Below are 17,397 nucleotides of genomic sequence, written 5' to 3' on the forward strand. Positions count from 1 at the left end.
CGATATTTCTAGAATCATGAAAATAAATTCTGTGGAAAATCTGGACCTGACCGTTGCCGCCGCCCAGTTCGCGGCGCTTGGGTCGGAACAACGGCTGAGTGTGCTGCGGACTCTGGTCAGAGCGGGCCCCGAAGGGCTGAGCATCGGGGAGTTGGGTGCGCGCACTGGCGTGACCGGCTCGACCCTGACCCATCATATGAAGATACTGGCCTCTGCCGGGCTGGTGACGCAGGCCAAACAGGGGCGCAGCATCATCTGTGCTGCCGTGGCCTATGACGATGTGCAAGCGTTGTCAGAGTTTTTGTTAAACGAATGTTGCGCGGACAGTGCGACCAAGGGCGAGGACCATCACCATGGCTGACACAACGCAGGCGCAACCCGCGCCGCGCCGCTTTCCAAAACCCGGGGCCTGGGCCGCGACGGCCGCATTGCTTTTGCTCATCGCCGTCTTTGATTGGGCGCAGTTTACACCGACCGTCATCTTTGCGGCAAAAGCGCTTGCGCATACCGCGCCGTTTATCCTCTTCGCCGTCTTTGCGGTCGCCTATCTCAAGGCCTCGGGCGCCGAGACGCTGATTGCCAAGGCGTTTTCCGGCAATCAGGTGCGCATGATCGTCATGGCGGCCCTTCTGGGGGGTCTGTCACCGTTTTGCAGCTGCGAGGTTATCCCCTTCATCGCGGCGCTCCTGGCGGTTGGTGCCCCCCTGGGCGCGGTCATGGCCTTCTGGCTGGCCTCACCGCTGATGGACCCGGCGATGTTTGCCATCACGTCCGGCACGCTTGGCTGGGAATTCGCAACCGCCAAGGCATTTGCCGCCATCGGTTTGGGCATGCTGGGCGGGTTTGGCACCATGCTCTTTGCCCATACACCGGTCTTTACCAACCCGCTGCGCGAGCGTCCGGCGGTGGGCGGTTGCTGCGGTGTGAAAAAACCCTTCAGCGGTGCGCCGGTCTGGCGCTTCTGGCAGGAGGCGGATCGGCGCGGCACCTTTCGCGACACCGCGCTCGAAAACGCGCTTTTCCTGATCAAGTGGCTGACGCTGGCCTATGTGATCGAAGCGATGATGCTGGCCTATGTGCCTGCCGAGATGATCGCGGGCCTGCTGGGCGGCACCGGTATCTGGCCAATTCTAATGGGCGCTTTCGTCGGCGCGCCAGCCTATCTCAATGGCTACGCCGCTGTCCCGCTTGTGGATGCGCTGCTGGCCCAGGGCATGGCGCCGGGGGCCGCAATGTCCTTCGTGATTGCCGGTGGTGTGAGCTGCATCCCCGCCGCCATCGCGGTCTGGGCCTTGGTGAAGCCGCGCGTGTTCGTGGCCTATCTGTCCTTTGCCCTGGTGGGCGCCGTGATTGCCGGTAGCCTCTGGCAAGCCATCGCCTGACCCCGTGCCTTGGCGATGGCATCCGCCGATGTTGGCGCCCCACCAACATCGACCGGATCATGCTTGACGCGCGAGGTCTCTGCATCATCGCGCGATTTGCAGGTCGAAGGCAAACACAACCTATCCGCGGAGAGCGCAAAACCCAAGGTTGTACAAAACGCAAATTCCGCCCGATTTGACGGCACGGCACCTGAGTAGCCGTTGTACTTTTGTTTAAAATTAAGACATAATATCGCCAAACACGGTAGATAATCCGTAAATAACCTCTGTTAAACGAGGACAGGCAGGCCCGTTTCCGGGTCAACGCGTAACCGGAGCAGGTATGCTGGCGTTCGAGAATGTATCGAAGTCCTTTTGGACGGGATCCCAACACAAGGTGATCCTGGACAAGGTCTCGTTCAAGGTCGAACTGGGCAACTCTTTGGGCATCCTCGCGCCAAATGGCACCGGCAAGACGACGCTGATCAACATGATGGCAGGCCTTGAAAAACCTGACGACGGAGAAATTCGGCGCGAATGCAACATCTCCTTTCCGCTGGGCTTCATGGGCGGCGTGGTGACCAAGGTCTCGGCGATGGAGAATTCCCGCTATATCGCCCGTCTCTACGGGCTCGACCCCGATTACGTCGAGAGCTTTTGCCGCTGGCTTTGCGGTTTGGGCGAGTATTTTGACCAACCGCTGGGGACCTATTCCGCGGGCATGCGATCGCGGTTTTCTTTTGCGCTGATGCTGGCGCTCGATTTCGACATGTACCTGATCGACGAAGGCATGCCCGGGACAACAGATGTGGACTTTAACCGCAAAGCGGGTGAAATTCTGCAGGAACGGCTCCGCACAACCACAATCATCATCGTGTCACATCAGGCCAAGACGCTTGAAAAATTTGCCAGATCCGCCGCCGTACTGCTTGGCGGGCAACTGCACATGTTCGACACTCTGGAAGAAGCGAAACAGCTTTATGACTACCAAACCGACAGCTAGAAAATTCCGCATCAAGCGGACATCCCCCGGGCTGAGTGCGGATAAGGCCAACCCCTCGGAGCGCCCGCTTGCGCCCCAGACGGGTCAAGAGACGGGAAAAGCTGCGGAGCCGCCGCGGAAAGCCCCCAAAGAAGGGGCCCCAGAGAAAGGCAATGTTGCTGTGGAGCTTGATGCGATCCGCCGCGAAGGCCTCACCGGGCGTCAATTGCGGATGGCGCGCCGCGTGGCGCATAAACACGAGCTGGCCCCCACGTCCGATTTCGATGCTGTCCGGTTGTTGCGCAACAAGGGCATTGATCCCTTCCAGCGCTCCAACATGCTCGAACTTGTCGTTCCCAAAACGCCCACAGATGATGAGATCGCAGACCCAGGCACGGAAGGCAGCGACGCGGCCAAAAAGAAAGGGCGCGTGCAACTGCCGCAGACCATGCCGCTCAACCGCGAGACCTTGCCGTCAACAGAGCTTAGCCCCGCAGAGATGCGCAACCGGCAGATCTCGGAAATCCAGCGGGACATCAGCAGACGTCGCCGCCGGAAGCTCGGGATGCTGTTGGCGCGACTGTCTTTTTTCGTGCTGTTGCCGACGCTGATTGCCGGGTGGTATTTCTACGCCGTAGCAACGCCGATGTATTCCACGAAATCCGAGTTCCTGATCCTGCAGGCCGACAATCAGGGGGGTGGCATTGGCGGCTTGCTCTCAGGCACCCAGTTTGCGACCTCTTCTGACAGCATTGCGGTGCAGGCCTTCCTGTTGTCCAAACCAGCCATGCTGCGGTTGGATGAAGAGATCGGGTTCAAATCGCATTACGCCCAGCCCAGCATTGACCCGATCCAGCGTCTTCCTGCGGATGCGTCGAACGAACAGGCCTACAAGACCTACAAAAAGAACGTGAAGGTTGGCTATGATCCCACTGAAGGTTTGATCCGGATGGAAGTCATCGCGGCAGATCCGAATGTCAGTGCGGAGTTCAGCCGGGCGCTGGTCAGCTATGCTGAGCAAAGCGTCAACGGGTTGAGCGCGGAAAAGCGCGATGACCAGATGGCCGAAGCGCGCGCGGGCTTTGAAGTCGCGGAGAAAGAGCGCCGCGCGGCACAGGAGGCCTTGGTCAATTTGCAGCTTCAGGGCGCGACCCTCGACCCGGAAGCGGTGATTGCCGGCTTACGGGCGCAGATCAATCAGGTGGAACTGCAACTGCTTGAGAAAGAGCTGCAACTGGCCGCGCTTTTGGACAATGCCCGTCCCAACCAGTCCCGCGTCGATGGTGCGCGTGGGGATGTGCGTCGCCTGAACGAGCAACTGACCGAACTGAACGCGCGCATGACCGATGCCAGCCAGGGTGAGAATTCCCTGGCGCAATTGAGCGTCCGTATCCAGATGGCGCAGGCCGATCTAGCAACCCGCGATATGCTGCTGCAGTCCGCGTTGCAACAGATGGAACAGACCCGCATGGAGGCCAATCGCCAGGTGCGCTATCTGACCATCAGCGTGAAACCTGTACCCTCCGAAGAAGCGAGCTATCCCCGCAAGTTCGAGAATACCATCGTGGCATTCTTGATCTTTTCGGGTATCTACCTGATGATCTCTTTGACGGCCTCCATCCTTCGTGAACAGGTAACCTCCTAATATGACGCATGTCTCTGTCGGCGATCTGACGATCGGTAACGACCTGCCCCTGACCATCATCGCGGGCCCCTGTCAGCTGGAAAGCGCGGATCACGCGCAGATGATCGCGGGCCGGATGAAAGAAACCTGCGATGCCGTCGGGGCGCAATATGTGTTCAAGGCCTCCTATGACAAGGCCAACCGCACCTCGCTGGACGGCGCGCGCGGCATGGGCATCGACGAAGGCCTGAAAGTCTTGCAGTCGGTGGGAAAAGCCAATGGCGTACCGGTCATCACCGACGTCCATAGCGAGGCGCAATGCGCCCTTGCCGCAGAGGCTGTCGACATCATCCAGATCCCTGCCTTCCTCTGTCGTCAGACCGATATGCTGCTCGCAGCAGGAAACTCCGGAGCGGCAATCAACGTGAAGAAGGGTCAGTTTCTGGCGCCCTGGGAGATGGCCAACATCGTCACCAAAATCGAGTCGACCGGGAACAAGCGGATATTACTGACCGAGCGCGGCACGACCTTCGGCTACAACACATTGGTGGTGGATATGCGCTCGCTGCCGCAAATGGCGCAGACAGGATATCCCGTCGTCATGGACGCCACCCATTCGGTGCAACAACCCGGCGGGCGTGGCGGCTCTTCGGGGGGGCAGCGCGAATTTGCGCCCGTCATGGCCCGCGCCGCCGTTTCTGTGGGCGTGGGGGCCGTCTTCATGGAAACCCATCAGGATCCGGACAACGCACCCTGTGACGGGCCGAACATGATCTATCTGGACAAGATGCCAGCGCTTCTCGAAACGCTGATGTCATTCGACAAGCTGGCCAAATCCAAGCCGCTTGAATTCTGACCCACGGGCAAGACGCGCTGCGCTAGTCGAAAAGCTTGCGCAAGAGCTTGTCTTTCAACTCATCCTTGACCGCATCTTCGGTGGATTGACCTTCCTGTTTGCGCACGCCCAGTTTCTCGTTCAGCTTTTCCTTGGCCTTGTTTTCCAACTCATCCACCTTGGCATCGACCTCCGCGTCGATCACAGCCTCGAAGTCCGGGCGGATCGATATATTGGACCAGGGCCCGGTGAAACGCACCGGAATGGATACCCCCTGCCCGCTGTTGGCCCGGAGCGCGACCGGGGTTGCGGTGTAATCCACGGTTTGCGTGCCCAGCCCCACCACGCCCGCACCTGACGCCTGATAGTTTTTCAACTGCAACAGCAGGTCGTTGTTCGACAAAATACCCGACGCGATGGTCCAGGTGCCGTTGAGGCTGTCGAAAACAGTTGTGCCGCCGCCCGTATCGCCCGAGCGCATCAGCCGGTCCAGGTCAATGCCAAGGATCGTGCCACGGCCAATGTTGATCGACCCATCCCCGGAAAGCGAACGCATGATCGCATCGACCGATGTGCCAGACCCGAGGAATGTCAGCCTGGCATCGCCCTGCCCGGTCAACCGGTCCAGATCGGCCGCATCGGTCAGCAGCGGTTGCATCTGGATGCCTGCCGCAGTGAGGCCGCCGCCCACGGAAAGGCCGGAGCGGTTGTTGATCACGAATTCACCAGCCACATTGCCGCCGTAGGCCTGCACATCGCGCAGCTCAAACACCATGCGGGACCGATCATTGCGCAGCAGCGCCTGGGTGGCGCCCAACTTGAATTGGCCAAGATCGATGCTGTTGGCGGAGAGTGCAATTTCGCCGTTGAAAGCGGCCAGCCCGCTGGCATCGATCTGGGTCTTTGGCCAGCCGCTGCTGGGTGTCCCCGCGCTGCTGCCGCCACCGCCGGACCCGGAACCGCCGCTGGCTGCCGGGCTCTCAGAACTCAGAACAAAGTCGCCCACGTTCAATTGCGCGTTGATCTGCGGGACGCCGTTCAGCGCAATATCTGCAGCCCCGCTGACTTTATTGCCACCCAGGTCAACAATCAGGTCGCGCAACGCCAGTTTGCGATCAGGTGTCAGCGTCAGCGCGGTGGCCATATCGATGCTGCGCCCGAGATTTTCGGGCAGATCAGCACCGCTCAAGCCCAGGGCCCGCAGGAAACCATCCGTGCTGCTTGTTTTGAGCGACAATGCACCTGCAACCGCGCCCGCCGTGCTGGCCTTGCCGTCAAAGGACAAAGCGCCTGCATCCGTGCTTACGCTTGCGCGCAATGTCTGGGTCTGCCCTGTGATGAAACCCGCAAACCCATCGATGACCGCCTCCACGGCCACCTCGGATCCCGCCGGTTGCAGGGAGGCGGCAATCTCGGCCGGGCCCAAAAGATCCGGCCAATCCAAGGCAAGGTCGACCCCTTCGTAGGAGATCAGATCGCTGCCCTCGGCGTCATAAATCAGTGTCGCATCGGTGATCTTGACCTTTTCAATACTAATCGTGCGCGCCGGAGCGGCGGGTGCTGGCGCAGTTTCGGTCTGAACCTGAACCTCGCCACTGGCGTCAGAGAATTGCCAGCTCGCCCGACCATCGGCGCGTTGTTCCAACCTGACGGTGGGGCTTTCAGCCTCGATATTGGTGATCCTGATGTCGCCCTTCAGAAGGGCCATCGCATCAACGCCAATCGCGGTGTTGGCGGCCTGCAGCATCGGCCCTTGCTCCGCCCACTCCGCATTGCCCAGCTCAAGCCCACCGACGCGCGCGCCCAGAACCGGCCAGAAGGTCAGCGCCACATCCCCGGTGATCGAGACATCGCGCCCGGTAGCAGTGCGCAATTGCTCGGCAGCGATCCGCGCAATCCGGTCTGCTGGCAGAAACAGGATCGAGACCACCGCAACCACCAAAAGCACAACAACAAGCCCAACGAGACGCAAAATCCATTTCATGATGCACCCATACCTTTGCCCACTAGCCCTTTCCGGGCCTCCTCACTTCCACTATAGCGCAAGTCATGAGCACAAACCCACCCAATCTGCGCCCCGATCTCGCGCCAAAGGCGCGGCTAGACGGCCTCGCGGCGCAATCCAAGATGCGCGATACGGCCCGCCCCGGTCAGCCCACCATCGGCATGGTCAGCCTAGGCTGTCCCAAAGCGCTGGTCGACAGTGAACGCATTCTCACCCGCCTGCGCGCAGAAGGCTACGGTATTTCGCCCGATTATGCAGGGGCCAATGCCGTGATCGTGAACACCTGCGGATTTCTTGACAGCGCCAAGGCCGAAAGCCTTTCCGCCATTGGCGAAGCCTTGCAGGAAAACGGGCGGGTGATCGTGACCGGCTGTCTGGGCGCCGAGCCCGACTACATCACCGGCGCCCACCCGAGCGTTCTGGCGGTGACCGGGCCGCATCAATACGAACAAGTGCTGGATGCCGTACATGACGCTGTGCCGCCGAGCCCCGATCCCTTTGTGGACCTGCTGCCTGCCTCAGGTGTTAGCCTCACCCCACGACACTTCAGTTACCTCAAGATTTCAGAGGGTTGCAACCATAAGTGCAAGTTCTGCATTATCCCCGATATGCGGGGACGGCTGCAATCCCGCCCTGCCCATGCCGTCCTGCGTGAGGCCGAAAAACTGGTCGAAAGCGGCGTCAGGGAGTTGCTGGTCATCAGCCAGGACACCTCTGCCTATGGCGTCGACATCAAACACGCGACCGATCGCGGGCACAGGGCACATATCACCGATCTTGCGCGCGATCTGGGCAGCCTCGGGGCCTGGGTGCGACTGCACTATGTCTATCCCTATCCGCATGTGCGTCAGCTGATCCCGCTGATGGCCGAGGGGGTGGTGCTGCCCTATCTGGACATCCCCTTCCAACACGCGCATCCGGATGTGCTGCGCCGGATGGCCCGGCCCGCGGCGGCAGCCAAGACACTGGATGAGATTGCCGCCTGGCGCGCCGTTTGTCCTGATCTGACGATCAGGTCGACGTTTATCGTCGGCTACCCGGGCGAAACCGAGGCGGAATTCCAGACCCTGCTAGACTGGATGGACGCGGCCCAATTGGACCGGGTGGGTTGCTTTCAATACGAAAACGTCGAGGGGGCCCGATCAAACGCCCTGCCCGATCATGTCGCTGAGGAGGTCAAACAGGACCGCTGGGAACGTTTCATGGCCAAGGCGCAGGCCATTTCGGAGGCAAAGCTGGCCGCGAAGGTGGGTCAGCGCATGGAGGTCATCATCGACGAGATCGACGATGAGGCCGCGACCTGCCGCACCAAGGCTGACGCTCCGGAGATTGACGGCAACCTGTTCATCGACGAGGGGTTTGAAAACCTGTCCGTCGGCGAGATTGTTGCCGTCGAGGTGGATGAGGCGGGTGAATACGATCTGTGGGGCCGTCTGCTCGGATAACGCACCAGACAGGCCCGCGCCTTGGGGCAATCGCAGTGGTCCGCGCCCCTCCGCGACCTACGTTTTGACCCGTTGCCGGTTGCGACCGAACCATAAGCCTATGTCCCCAGCCACCTTTTGAAGGAAAGCCAGACAATGACCGACGCCCCCAAAATCGCCCAGAAATCTCCCTACCCGGTCGAAGTGACCGCGGGAAAATCCTATTTCTGGTGCACCTGCGGCCGTTCTTCCAAACAACCCTTTTGCGATGGGTCCCACAAGGAAACCGGATTTGCGCCGATGAAATATGAGGCGGAAGCGGACAAAACGCTGTTTTTCTGCGGCTGCAAGGCCACGGCGAATGCGCCGCTTTGCGACGGAACGCACTCCAAGCTCTGAGCCGCCCTCGCCGACATCTTGAATATGTTCTCCTTATGTTCTATATTAATTGGAACAGATGGAGGAATACGCAATGTCCTTTGAACCCAAGTTTCCCGGTCTTTTCACGCCTGAACAAGACGCCTTGCCGATCCAGGACCCGCAGCCCGCAACTGAGAAGCAGGTGCGTTATGCGCAGTCGATTGCGCTCAAAACCGGTGCCACAATTCCTCGGAGCGCTTCAAGCAATCGCGCGGCTCTCTCTGAGTGGATTGACGCTCATAAACCCAAGGCGCCGGGTGGCAGGTTTGCAAACTACCCCTCCTCCAAACAGGTCGCCTTTGCCGAGCGGATTGCGCGGATCAAGCACCGCGAGATTCCACGCGAGTGTTTTCAGGACAAGGTGATGATGTCGAAATGGATCGACGGGAACAAACCACGGTGATCTGCGACAATCCGGCCCATGGGGTGATCACCACGTCGCGCTAACTGCTGAGCATGAGTAAAACTGATGTCCTTTACAACGCCGCGTGCAGCGTTTGCAGCCGTGAGATCGACCACTACGCGCGGATCAGCGCTGACCAAGCACTGCCGCTGCAATATGATGATCTGAACGATCCCGAGACGTTGCGGTATTGGGGCGTATCCGCGGAGGACGCAGCCAAACGCCTGCATGTGCGGAAAGATGGCCAGATTTACAGCGGCGTGCCGGCCTTCATCGTCTTATGGCAGGCCCTGCCCAGATATCGCTGGCTGGCAAAGCTCATGAGCCTGCCGGGGGTCTATCGATGTGCCACCTGGGTTTATGATAGGCTACTGGCACCAACACTGTACCGTCGACACCAAAAACGGATCACGAAGGCTGCGGCGCCAGCGGAGTGATAAACGCCACCCGGTCCTAAGACATGCGTGGTTCGATCAAAGGCCAGCCGCTGTCCTGCGCACTGTTTCCAGGCGCTGATTGTTAGGCGGATGTGTTCCGAGGAACTTATCGCCGGGGTCCGGAATGCGCGCGAAAAACTGCGCGCCGCGCAGTGGATCGTACCCGGCGCGTGCCGTGATGATCGTGCCCAAAGCATCCGCTTCCAGCTCAAAATCCTTGGAATAGGTCCGCGCGCCAACCTGTGCGCCCGTCCTTTGCGCGGCTTCCACAGCCTCCGCCGAGCCCCCCAAAAGCACCACCCCGAGGCCTGCGATCACGGCACCTGCCGCGGCATTTTGCTGCTGGCGTGCGATATGACCGGAAATATGGTGGGCTGCCTCATGCCCAAGGACAAAGGCCAGTTCATCCGCATTTCGGGCGTCATCGATCAGTGCCTGCGTAAAGGCGATGATTGGACGGCCTGACTTATCCAGCGTCTGAAAAGCGTTAGGCGGCTGGTTGGGACGGTTGTCCACCACTATCTTGAAATCACAATTGACCCGCGCCGTGCGTGCGCGGCACTCCCGCTCCGCCACCGGTTCAAGCGTTCTGACAACCTGCGCAAAGGATTGGGCGCCACGCTGAGACCCCTGAGCCGGAGCGGATGTGGATATCGGACCAGAGGCGGTCGTCACTTCGCAACCTGCAAGCCCTAGCACGGCAATGACCATTGCAAGTGATTTCCATCGCATTCGGCGCATTCCTCTATCGCACTTTCACAACGGACGACATCTTAGCACCTTCCGCGGCAGCGACCACCCCGATCACGCAGCTTTGTGCCCTTGCATCACACGCGGCTTCCCGTAGTCTGGCCGCATGTTTACGATCGAGCACGAATTTGACGCCACCGTCGTGACCCTGGTGGATGATGGCAAGGCGCCGCTGCAGGAGGATGTCACCGTCCACGCGACAGAAAGCGCCATTCTGCTCAACCAATACGATCCCCGAACCGATCGCACCGTCTCCATCACGCTCTCGCCCGAGCAGTGGCGTGATCTGACAGCTGCACTAAACCTGCCCGAAGGTGTCTACCGCGCACCCTAGGCCATCTTTATGGTGGTGGCGCAGATGGGCCACCTTTCCCGGAGCCCCTATCCATGAGCATTGGCACAAACATCTCCACCTATTTTGACGGGCGCTGGCACCGGGGCGACGTGCCGATCATGCGTGCGGCGGATCATGGCAGCTGGCTTGGCACCACGGTTTTCGACGGCGCGCGGTTTTTTGCCGGGCGCACGCCGGATCTGGCGCCGCATTGCGCAAGGGTCAATCGCTCCGCCGAAGCGCTGATGATCCGCCCCACGATCAGCACCGAGGATATGGTGGAGATTGTCCGCGAGGGTCTCAAGCATTACGGGCCTGAGGATGCTGTCTACATCCGCCCGATGTATTGGGCGATCCACGGGGACGCCACGGCAATTGTGCCGGATGCAGAGGAAACAGGTTTCGCGATCAGCCTGGAGCAGGTCTCGATGGCCCCTGCAGATGCGGCCGCAACGCTTGGCCTCACACGGTTCCGCCGCCCGGTGTTGGAAAGCAGTGTGGTGAACGCGAAAGCGGGGTGCCTTTACCCCAATAACGCCCGCATGCTGACCGAAGTGCGCCGCCGTGGGTTCAGCAACGCGCTGGTTGCAGACGCCATGGGCAACGTCGCTGAAACGGCCACCGCCAATATCTTCATGGTCAAGGATGGCGAGGCCTTTACCCCGATTGCCAATGGTACGTTTCTGGCCGGGATCACCCGCGCGCGTCACATCTCGAACATGAAGGCCGATGGCATCAAGGTGCACGAAAAGGTGCTCACCTTTGACGATTTTCACGGCGCGGACGAGGTTTTTATGACCGGGAACATGTCCAAGATCACCCCGGTAAAGGCCTTTGAAGATACGCAATATCAGGTTGGCCCGATGGCGCGCCGCCTGCGCGAAATGTATTGGGACTGGGCCGCGTCCGAGCCGTTATGACCCTTCGGCTTCCGCCGATCTGATAAAGATAGACCGAACGTCCCGGATCGTTGCGGACTTTAGCGCGCCCAGGTGGATTTCCAGCGGCGACCACATCCAGCTTTCGGCCGGATCATGTTTCATGGCCCAGGTTGGAAACAGCCTGTCGTTGACCGGTTCCTCCACCAGTTTGGTGACATCCACGTGCCGGTCATCCAGACAGATCCGCTCAAAGGTGGAGAGCACAAACCCCGCAGGCCCTTCCAGCAATTGCAAAAAGATATCCGCGCGGCAGATCAGGGCACCGGTGATGTCATCGCGGGCGTTGCGGGACCGCGATGTTGCCAGAATGCTTGCCAACATGTTCAAGTCGTAGCCAAAAGGTCGCGACGCATAGATAAGCTGAAGCATGGGCATTTGATTTGCCCCCCTTGCTCAATAGCATCGCGCTTTCGGCCCTTTCTGTCCAGTAGGGTGCTCGCGTAGATTGAGATTGCACCCTCTCTCATCTGCGGTCATGATCTGCTCAAAAAGGGGGACATCGAAAGATGCGTAAGTTTCTGGTCGTCTTGGACGACAGCCGCGAGTGCCTGAATGCCATGAGGTTTGCGGCCATGCGCGCTGCCCACACGGGCGGTGGCGTCGAAATCTTGTCGGTTATTCCGCCGGATGAATTCAATCACTGGATCGGCGTCGGCGCCGTGATGCGTGAAGAGGCCCGCGAGCGGATCGAAGTGCACTACGAAGTCTTTGCGAAATGGATGCGGGACCGGCAGGGGATCGACCCCGAACTGGTGATCCGCGAAGGCCCGCCGGTCGAGGAAATCCTGGCCCAAATCCACGAAGACCCGGAGATCGGCGTCTTGGTGCTGGGCGCGGGCACCGACAAAAAGGGCCCCGGCCCGCTGGTGACGCAGCTGACCAAAAGTGCCGGCAACCTGCCGATACCAATTACCATCGTGCCGGGCGACCTGAGCAAGGAAAAGCTCGAAGCGATTACCTGATCAATTTTGTCGTGGAATCCGCCTGATCTGCAGATTAGAATGATTCCAAACCTTGACTTAATGTCGGCGGGTCCGCATATCTGAGCCATCCTCAGGAGATACCTCATGTTCATCCAGACAGAATCGACCCCAAACCCTGCGACCCTGAAGTTCCTGCCCGGGCAGACCGTGCTGGAAATGGGAACAGCTGATTTTCCGACCGCAGACACGGCGGATAAATCGCCGCTGGCGACACGGGTCTTTGCTGTCGAGGGCGTGACGGGCGTGTTTTTCGGCACTGATTTTGTGACCGTGACCAAGGCGGATGCGGTGGATTGGGATCATATCAAGCCTGCATTGCTGGGCGCGATCATGGAGCATTTCCAATCCGGCCAGCCGGTCATGGCAGGGGATCACGAACCCGCCTCCGGCCACGCCGAGCACAGTGGTGAAGATGGCGCAATCGTCAATCAGATCAAAGAGTTGCTCGACAGTCGCGTGCGGCCTGCCGTGGCGCAGGATGGCGGTGACATCACCTTCCACGGGTTTGATCGCGGCGTTGTCTATCTGCACATGCAAGGCGCTTGCGCGGGCTGCCCTTCGTCAACGCTGACGTTGAAAATGGGGATCGAGAACCTGTTGCGGCACTATATCCCTGAAGTGACTGAGGTGCGCCCCGTCGCAACCTGACCGGCAGGCAACCATGACAGCGCAGGCCCACCCCGCAATCACTGGCAGGTGCTATTGCGGCAAGATGAGGTTCGAAGCTCAAACACTGCCGTCCATCGTCAGCTATTGCCATTGCTCGGATTGTCGTCGGGTGAGCGGGGCGCCGGTGGCCGCTTTCGCCGCCTTTGATCATAAAGACCTACAATTTACGCCCGCGCCCGGCCCGCCGGTGTCTCATCACCCCGGTGTGACACGGTGGTTCTGCAAGGAGTGCGGATCGCCGCTGGCCGCGCAATTCGACTATTTACCAGGGCAAACCTATGTGCCGCTCGGTCTGATCGATCAGGCGGCAGAGCTACCACCGACCCTGCACAGCCATGCCCAATCACAGCTACCGTGGTTGCATATAAGCGATGATCTGGCGCAATTGTCCGGCAGCGCGCGCGCATCGCTGCAGGCCAAGAAGCCGTAAAGATGGGCAGCCATATCATAGAGTCTCGAAACGACAGCTCCCCCGCTATTCTGGCTTTTGACACCTCCTTTGCACATTGTGCCGCCGCTGTGCTGCTGGGGGACGTGGTGGTCGCGCAGGCCGAAGAACCCATGGCAAAGGGACAGGCAGAACGTTTGTTGGTCCTCTGCGAGGAGCTGCTGGCGCAGGCGGGTGTTGCCTATAATGAACTCTCGGCCATCGGCGTCGGTACGGGTCCGGGAAATTTCACCGGCATTCGCATCTCTGTCTCTGCCGCGCGTGGTCTTGCCCTGGGATTGGGGATCCCGGCCGTTGGTGTCTCGGTGCTGGAGGCCCTGCGGTTTGGCATCGACGGTCCCTGCGCCAGCGCCATCGATGCGCGACGCGCGCAGGTCTACCTGCAGGTTTTCGACGGAGAGGTTGCGCATGACCCGGTTCTATCCGCTGCGGATGACCTGCCCCCCTTTGGCGGGCCGCTGATCGGCCTGCAGGAGAACCCTCCCGCCCAACCTATCGCGGAAGCCATCGCGCGGCTGACGGCGCAGAGATACCGAGACGCCCCGCAACGGCCTGCGCCATTGTACCTGCGCCCAGCAGATGCGGCCCCGGCACGCGATGCGCCGCCGGTGATCCTGCCGTGACGCCCCAGCAGCTTGCCGCTCTGCACGATGCGGCCTTTGTCTTGGAAAGACCCTGGTCGGCGCAGGAATTCGAAGATCTGCTGTCCAGCCCGCATGTCACGCTCTTCGCCAAACCGGGCGGGTTTGCCCTGATCCGATCTGTGGCGGTTGAAATCGAACTTCTGACGCTTGCGGTGGACCCGGCGCATCGGCGCGCAGGGGTCGCGGATCAGTTGATGCGGGATTGGATGGGCGCGGCGATGGGCGAGACGGCCTTCCTCGAAGTTGCCACCGACAACACCGCCGCCCGTCAACTCTACACAAAACATGGATTCGCAGAAACCAGCCGCCGGAAGCGATACTACAAGCGCCCGAATGGCTCCGCGGTCGATGCGGTGCTGATGACGAAAGCATTGACCCGCCGTTAGGCCCCTGAATCCGCACCATATCCTTGAAAAACCGGTTGACCCTGCCCGTCAGCTAGGCCCTAAATTGCGCAGGAACAGAAAATATCTGCTCACTTGGGCGGCGAAGGGCTGTGAAAAGCTCCGCAAGCGCTCCAAAATCACAACCTGGGAGACACCTGAATGACCCTTATGCATAAACTTCTTGGCGCAACTGCGGCATTGGCCTTGTCGGCGGGCGCGGCACTGGCCGAGCCCGCGCTGATCTTCGATCTTGGTGGCAAGTTCGATAAGTCCTTCAACGAGGCCGCGCACAACGGTGCCTCCCGCTGGGCAGAGGAAACCGGCGGCACCTACCGCGAGATTGAATTGCAATCCGAGGCCCAACGTGAGCAGGCGCTGCGCCGCTTTGCCGACGCTGGCGCCAATCCGGTCATCACCATGGGCTTTGCCATGGCCGATCCGCTGGCCACCGTCGCACCTGACTATCCGGACACGAAATTCGTGGCGATCGACGTGACCTGGCTCGACACGCCGAACGTCCGCCAGATCGGCTTTGCCGAGCACGAAGGCTCCTACCTCGTCGGTATGATGGCGGGCATGGCGTCGGAAAGCGACACCGTCGGTTTCATCGGTGGGATGGACATTCCACTGATCCGGCATTTTGGCTGCGGCTACGCACAGGGTGTGAAGGCCGTGAAACCTGACGCCACAGTAATCGCCAATATGACCGGCACGACCCCTGCGGCGTGGAATGACCCTGTGAAGGGGTCCGAACTGACCAAAGCTCAGATCAGCCAGGGCGCTGACGTGGTCTATGCCGCGGCGGGCGGCACGGGCGTGGGCGTTCTGCAGACGGCTGCGGACGAAGGCGTGCTCTCCATCGGTGTGGACAGCAACCAGAACCACCTGCATCCGGGCAAAGTGCTTACCTCCATGCTCAAGCGCGTGGACGTCGCCGTTTATGACGCGCTGAAAGCCGGGGCCGACCTTGAAACCGGCGTCTTCACCCTGGGCCTTGCCGAAGAAGGCGTGGGCTACGCGCTGGACGATAACAACGCACCGCTGGTTTCCGACGAAATGAAGGCCGCCGTGGACGACGCGCGGCAGAAGATCATCGACGGTGAATTGGAGGTTGTCTCCTACTACGCGAATGACAGCTGCCCCGCGCTGCAATTCTAAGCATTGAAAAACATAAGCCGCGCCCCTCGTGGGCGTGGCTTATGCAAGACGAAGGGGGTGGTGCATGAACGAGCAGGCACCGGCGATTGAACTCAAAGGCATTTCAAAGGCCTTCGGACCCGTACAGGCCAACAAGGACATCTCGATCCGGGTCATGCCCGGCACGATCCACGGAATTATTGGCGAGAACGGCGCGGGTAAATCCACCCTGATGTCGATCCTCTACGGCTTTTACAAAGCCGATAAGGGCGAAATTTTCATCAGCGGCAAGAAGACCGAAATCCCCGACAGTCAGGCGGCGATTGCGGCGGGCATCGGCATGGTGTTCCAGCACTTCAAGCTGGTGGAAAATTTCACGGTGCTCGAAAACATCATCCTTGGGGCAGAAGATGGTGGTTTGCTGAAACCGTCACTGGCCAAGGCGCGCAAGACGCTGCTGGAGCTGGAGCATGAATACGGGCTCAACGTCGATCCGGACGCGGTAATCGAAGATCTTGGCGTGGGCATGCAGCAGCGTGTCGAAATCCTCAAGGCACTCTACCGGCAGGCGGATATTCTCATTCTGGACGAGCCCACCGGCGTGCTGACCCCCGCCGAGGCCGACAAGCTCTTTCGCATTCTCGACCGGCTGCGCGAAGAGGGCAAAACCATCATCCTGATCACGCATAAACTGCGCGAGATTATGGAGGCCACCGACACCGTCAGCGTCATGCGGCGCGGCGAGATGACGGCAACGGTCAAGACCTCCGACACCTCCCCGGCAGAGCTGGCGGAATTGATGGTGGGCCGCAAGGTCCTGCTCCGCGTCGACAAGACCCCGGCGACACCGGGCGAGGTTGTGCTTGATATCAAAGGCTTGCGCGTCGTTGACGAAAAGGGCGTCGAGCGCGTCAAAGGCATCGATCTGCAGGTGCGCGCCGGGGAAATCGTCGGCATTGCCGGGGTCGCGGGCAACGGACAATCCGAACTGCTCGAAGTGCTGGGCGGCTATGCCGATGGCACCGGCAGCATCCAGGTCAGCGGCCAGCCGCTTGATCTGAGCGGTGCGAAATCAGACGGGCGTACCCGCCGGGCACGGGGCATCGCGCATGTGCCCGAAGACCGCCAGCGCGAAGGGTTGATCATGGATTTCTCCGCCTGGGAGAACACCGCCTTTGGCTATCATCGCGATCCCGGGTATCAGTCCGGTATGCTGCTGAACAACGCGGCCATTCGCGCCGATACCGAGGCCAAGATGGAACGGTTTGACGTGCGCCCGCCAAACCCGGCACTGGCGGCGAAGAACTTCTCTGGCGGCAATCAGCAAAAGATCGTGCTGGCGCGGGAAATCGAACGCAACCCTGATCTGCTGCTGGTTGGGCAGCCCACGCGCGGCGTGGACATCGGGGCCATAGAATTCATTCACCAGCAGATTGTCGCCCTGCGCGACAAGGGCAAGGCCATCTTGCTGGTGTCGGTGGAGCTGGAGGAGATCCTTGGCCTCGCCGACCGCGTCGCGGTGATGTTCGACGGGCACATCATGGGTGAGCGGTTGCCTGCAGAGACCGATGAGAAAGAACTCGGCCTGTTGATGGCCGGTATGGAGACCTGAGC

The 17,397-nt window shown here is 60.3% G+C and carries 21 protein-coding genes; 18 read left to right on the plus strand and 3 right to left on the minus strand.

Translation table 11 applies throughout. The features are described from left to right. The first annotated feature begins 16 nt into the window (after window positions 1-16). The 5 genes from Q1A20_RS03370 (at window position 17) to kdsA (ending at window position 4,823) form a co-directional block, all read left to right on the plus strand. Window positions 17-361, plus strand: a complete 345-nt coding sequence (locus Q1A20_RS03370) for a helix-turn-helix transcriptional regulator (protein WP_298970274.1) — start codon at window positions 17-19, stop codon at window positions 359-361. Beyond that, a complete protein-coding gene (locus tag Q1A20_RS03375) occupies window positions 354-1,382 on the plus strand; it encodes a permease (protein ID WP_299915908.1) in 1,029 nt (342 codons plus the stop codon). The genes Q1A20_RS03370 and Q1A20_RS03375 overlap by 8 nt, the downstream gene beginning before the upstream one ends. A 322-nt stretch (window positions 1,383-1,704) precedes the next feature. Further along, the gene (locus tag Q1A20_RS03380) at window positions 1,705-2,364 is read left to right on the plus strand and encodes an ABC transporter ATP-binding protein (protein WP_298970278.1); all 660 of its coding nucleotides are present in this window, start codon (window positions 1,705-1,707) and stop codon (window positions 2,362-2,364) included. Next, window positions 2,342-3,988: a capsule biosynthesis protein gene (locus Q1A20_RS03385; protein ID WP_299915910.1), complete on the plus strand. Its 1,647-nt coding sequence runs from the start codon at window positions 2,342-2,344 to the stop codon at window positions 3,986-3,988. Before Q1A20_RS03380 ends, Q1A20_RS03385 begins: the two co-directional genes overlap by 23 nt. Before the next feature lies 1 nt (window position 3,989). Then, a complete protein-coding gene (gene kdsA, locus Q1A20_RS03390) occupies window positions 3,990-4,823 on the plus strand; it encodes a 3-deoxy-8-phosphooctulonate synthase (protein ID WP_299403539.1) in 834 nt (277 codons plus the stop codon). A 22-nt stretch (window positions 4,824-4,845) separates the two neighbouring features. Here kdsA and Q1A20_RS03395 read toward each other — a convergent pair whose 3' ends face one another. Continuing rightward, window positions 4,846-6,786, minus strand: coding sequence for an AsmA family protein (locus tag Q1A20_RS03395; RefSeq protein ID WP_299915912.1), 1,941 nt, complete (start codon window positions 6,784-6,786; stop codon window positions 4,846-4,848). A 65-nt stretch (window positions 6,787-6,851) separates the two neighbouring features. Here Q1A20_RS03395 and rimO point away from each other — a divergent pair, with 65 nt between their 5' ends. From rimO to Q1A20_RS03415, 4 genes are all read left to right on the plus strand, one after another. Beyond that, the gene (gene rimO, locus Q1A20_RS03400; protein WP_299915914.1) at window positions 6,852-8,252 is read left to right on the plus strand and encodes a 30S ribosomal protein S12 methylthiotransferase RimO; all 1,401 of its coding nucleotides are present in this window, start codon (window positions 6,852-6,854) and stop codon (window positions 8,250-8,252) included. A 135-nt stretch (window positions 8,253-8,387) separates the two neighbouring features. After that, complete coding sequence (locus Q1A20_RS03405; protein WP_298970287.1) at window positions 8,388-8,630, plus strand: CDGSH iron-sulfur domain-containing protein; 243 nt, start codon at window positions 8,388-8,390, stop codon at window positions 8,628-8,630. A 73-nt stretch (window positions 8,631-8,703) separates the two neighbouring features. After that, window positions 8,704-9,054, plus strand: coding sequence for a hypothetical protein (locus Q1A20_RS03410; protein ID WP_299915916.1), 351 nt, complete (start codon window positions 8,704-8,706; stop codon window positions 9,052-9,054). Between the two features lie 53 nt (window positions 9,055-9,107). Continuing rightward, a complete protein-coding gene (locus Q1A20_RS03415; RefSeq protein WP_299403528.1) occupies window positions 9,108-9,491 on the plus strand; it encodes a thiol-disulfide oxidoreductase DCC family protein in 384 nt (127 codons plus the stop codon). 36 nt (window positions 9,492-9,527) lie between these two features. On the opposite strand, the gene Q1A20_RS03420 is transcribed toward Q1A20_RS03415, so the two are convergent. Further along, entirely contained in the window at window positions 9,528-10,223 is a 696-nt protein-coding gene (locus Q1A20_RS03420) for a M48 family metallopeptidase (protein WP_299403525.1), read from the minus strand. 124 nt (window positions 10,224-10,347) lie between these two features. Here Q1A20_RS03420 and Q1A20_RS03425 point away from each other — a divergent pair, with 124 nt between their 5' ends. Both Q1A20_RS03425 and Q1A20_RS03430 read left to right on the plus strand, forming a co-directional pair. Next, window positions 10,348-10,575, plus strand: coding sequence for a hypothetical protein (locus tag Q1A20_RS03425; protein WP_298970294.1), 228 nt, complete (start codon window positions 10,348-10,350; stop codon window positions 10,573-10,575). Window positions 10,576-10,628: 53 nt separating this feature from the next. Further along, window positions 10,629-11,495 (plus strand): branched-chain amino acid aminotransferase, encoded by an 867-nt coding sequence (locus Q1A20_RS03430; protein WP_299403522.1) that lies wholly within the window; start codon window positions 10,629-10,631, stop codon window positions 11,493-11,495. Here Q1A20_RS03430 and Q1A20_RS03435 read toward each other — a convergent pair. Next, the gene (locus tag Q1A20_RS03435; RefSeq protein WP_299499686.1) at window positions 11,490-11,891 is read right to left on the minus strand and encodes a BLUF domain-containing protein; all 402 of its coding nucleotides are present in this window, start codon (window positions 11,889-11,891) and stop codon (window positions 11,490-11,492) included. The genes Q1A20_RS03430 and Q1A20_RS03435 overlap by 6 nt on opposite strands. A gap of 131 nt (window positions 11,892-12,022) precedes the next feature. Between Q1A20_RS03435 and Q1A20_RS03440 the strand changes: the two genes are divergently transcribed. The 7 genes from Q1A20_RS03440 (at window position 12,023) to Q1A20_RS03470 (ending at window position 17,395) form a co-directional block, all read left to right on the plus strand. Next, window positions 12,023-12,478 (plus strand): universal stress protein, encoded by a 456-nt coding sequence (locus Q1A20_RS03440; protein WP_298970300.1) that lies wholly within the window; start codon window positions 12,023-12,025, stop codon window positions 12,476-12,478. A 105-nt stretch (window positions 12,479-12,583) separates the two neighbouring features. Then, the gene (locus Q1A20_RS03445; RefSeq protein ID WP_298970301.1) at window positions 12,584-13,147 is read left to right on the plus strand and encodes a NifU family protein; all 564 of its coding nucleotides are present in this window, start codon (window positions 12,584-12,586) and stop codon (window positions 13,145-13,147) included. A gap of 13 nt (window positions 13,148-13,160) precedes the next feature. Continuing rightward, window positions 13,161-13,598, plus strand: coding sequence for a GFA family protein (locus Q1A20_RS03450; protein WP_299403519.1), 438 nt, complete (start codon window positions 13,161-13,163; stop codon window positions 13,596-13,598). Window positions 13,599-13,600: 2 nt separating this feature from the next. Next, complete coding sequence (tsaB, locus tag Q1A20_RS03455) at window positions 13,601-14,239, plus strand: tRNA (adenosine(37)-N6)-threonylcarbamoyltransferase complex dimerization subunit type 1 TsaB (RefSeq protein WP_299403517.1); 639 nt, start codon at window positions 13,601-13,603, stop codon at window positions 14,237-14,239. Continuing rightward, the gene (locus Q1A20_RS03460; protein ID WP_299403515.1) at window positions 14,236-14,646 is read left to right on the plus strand and encodes an N-acetyltransferase; all 411 of its coding nucleotides are present in this window, start codon (window positions 14,236-14,238) and stop codon (window positions 14,644-14,646) included. Before tsaB ends, Q1A20_RS03460 begins: the two co-directional genes overlap by 4 nt. A gap of 159 nt (window positions 14,647-14,805) precedes the next feature. Further along, on the plus strand, window positions 14,806-15,804 hold the full coding sequence (locus tag Q1A20_RS03465; protein WP_298970307.1) for a BMP family ABC transporter substrate-binding protein: 999 nt from the start codon (window positions 14,806-14,808) through the stop codon (window positions 15,802-15,804). A 64-nt stretch (window positions 15,805-15,868) separates the two neighbouring features. Beyond that, a complete protein-coding gene (locus tag Q1A20_RS03470) occupies window positions 15,869-17,395 on the plus strand; it encodes an ABC transporter ATP-binding protein (protein ID WP_299403512.1) in 1,527 nt (508 codons plus the stop codon). Window positions 17,396-17,397: the final 2 nt, after the last annotated feature.

The sequence above is a fragment of the uncultured Roseobacter sp. genome, from assembly GCF_947501835.1.
In the GTDB taxonomy this organism is placed as follows: Bacteria; Pseudomonadota; Alphaproteobacteria; order Rhodobacterales; family Rhodobacteraceae; genus Roseobacter.

What these genes read in the sequence shown, in the direction of transcription:
- Q1A20_RS03395 (WP_299915912.1), bottom strand. Translation starts at nt 6,786, where the DNA reads ATGAAATGGATTTTGCGTCTCGTTGGGCTTGTTGTTGTGCTTTTGGTG.
- Q1A20_RS03370 (WP_298970274.1), top strand. Translation starts at nt 17, where the DNA reads ATGAAAATAAATTCTGTGGAAAATCTGGACCTGACCGTTGCCGCCGCC.
- Q1A20_RS03415 (WP_299403528.1), top strand. Translation starts at nt 9,108, where the DNA reads ATGAGTAAAACTGATGTCCTTTACAACGCCGCGTGCAGCGTTTGCAGC.
- rimO (WP_299915914.1), top strand. Translation starts at nt 6,852, where the DNA reads ATGAGCACAAACCCACCCAATCTGCGCCCCGATCTCGCGCCAAAGGCG.
- Q1A20_RS03445 (WP_298970301.1), top strand. Translation starts at nt 12,584, where the DNA reads ATGTTCATCCAGACAGAATCGACCCCAAACCCTGCGACCCTGAAGTTC.
- Q1A20_RS03405 (WP_298970287.1), top strand. Translation starts at nt 8,388, where the DNA reads ATGACCGACGCCCCCAAAATCGCCCAGAAATCTCCCTACCCGGTCGAA.
- Q1A20_RS03440 (WP_298970300.1), top strand. Translation starts at nt 12,023, where the DNA reads ATGCGTAAGTTTCTGGTCGTCTTGGACGACAGCCGCGAGTGCCTGAAT.
- Q1A20_RS03410 (WP_299915916.1), top strand. Translation starts at nt 8,704, where the DNA reads ATGTCCTTTGAACCCAAGTTTCCCGGTCTTTTCACGCCTGAACAAGAC.
- Q1A20_RS03385 (WP_299915910.1), top strand. Translation starts at nt 2,342, where the DNA reads ATGACTACCAAACCGACAGCTAGAAAATTCCGCATCAAGCGGACATCC.
- Q1A20_RS03435 (WP_299499686.1), bottom strand. Translation starts at nt 11,891, where the DNA reads ATGCCCATGCTTCAGCTTATCTATGCGTCGCGACCTTTTGGCTACGAC.
- Q1A20_RS03465 (WP_298970307.1), top strand. Translation starts at nt 14,806, where the DNA reads ATGACCCTTATGCATAAACTTCTTGGCGCAACTGCGGCATTGGCCTTG.
- kdsA (WP_299403539.1), top strand. Translation starts at nt 3,990, where the DNA reads ATGACGCATGTCTCTGTCGGCGATCTGACGATCGGTAACGACCTGCCC.
- Q1A20_RS03430 (WP_299403522.1), top strand. Translation starts at nt 10,629, where the DNA reads ATGAGCATTGGCACAAACATCTCCACCTATTTTGACGGGCGCTGGCAC.
- tsaB (WP_299403517.1), top strand. Translation starts at nt 13,601, where the DNA reads ATGGGCAGCCATATCATAGAGTCTCGAAACGACAGCTCCCCCGCTATT.
- Q1A20_RS03450 (WP_299403519.1), top strand. Translation starts at nt 13,161, where the DNA reads ATGACAGCGCAGGCCCACCCCGCAATCACTGGCAGGTGCTATTGCGGC.
- Q1A20_RS03375 (WP_299915908.1), top strand. Translation starts at nt 354, where the DNA reads ATGGCTGACACAACGCAGGCGCAACCCGCGCCGCGCCGCTTTCCAAAA.
- Q1A20_RS03380 (WP_298970278.1), top strand. Translation starts at nt 1,705, where the DNA reads ATGCTGGCGTTCGAGAATGTATCGAAGTCCTTTTGGACGGGATCCCAA.
- Q1A20_RS03425 (WP_298970294.1), top strand. Translation starts at nt 10,348, where the DNA reads ATGTTTACGATCGAGCACGAATTTGACGCCACCGTCGTGACCCTGGTG.
- Q1A20_RS03470 (WP_299403512.1), top strand. Translation starts at nt 15,869, where the DNA reads ATGAACGAGCAGGCACCGGCGATTGAACTCAAAGGCATTTCAAAGGCC.
- Q1A20_RS03420 (WP_299403525.1), bottom strand. Translation starts at nt 10,223, where the DNA reads ATGCGATGGAAATCACTTGCAATGGTCATTGCCGTGCTAGGGCTTGCA.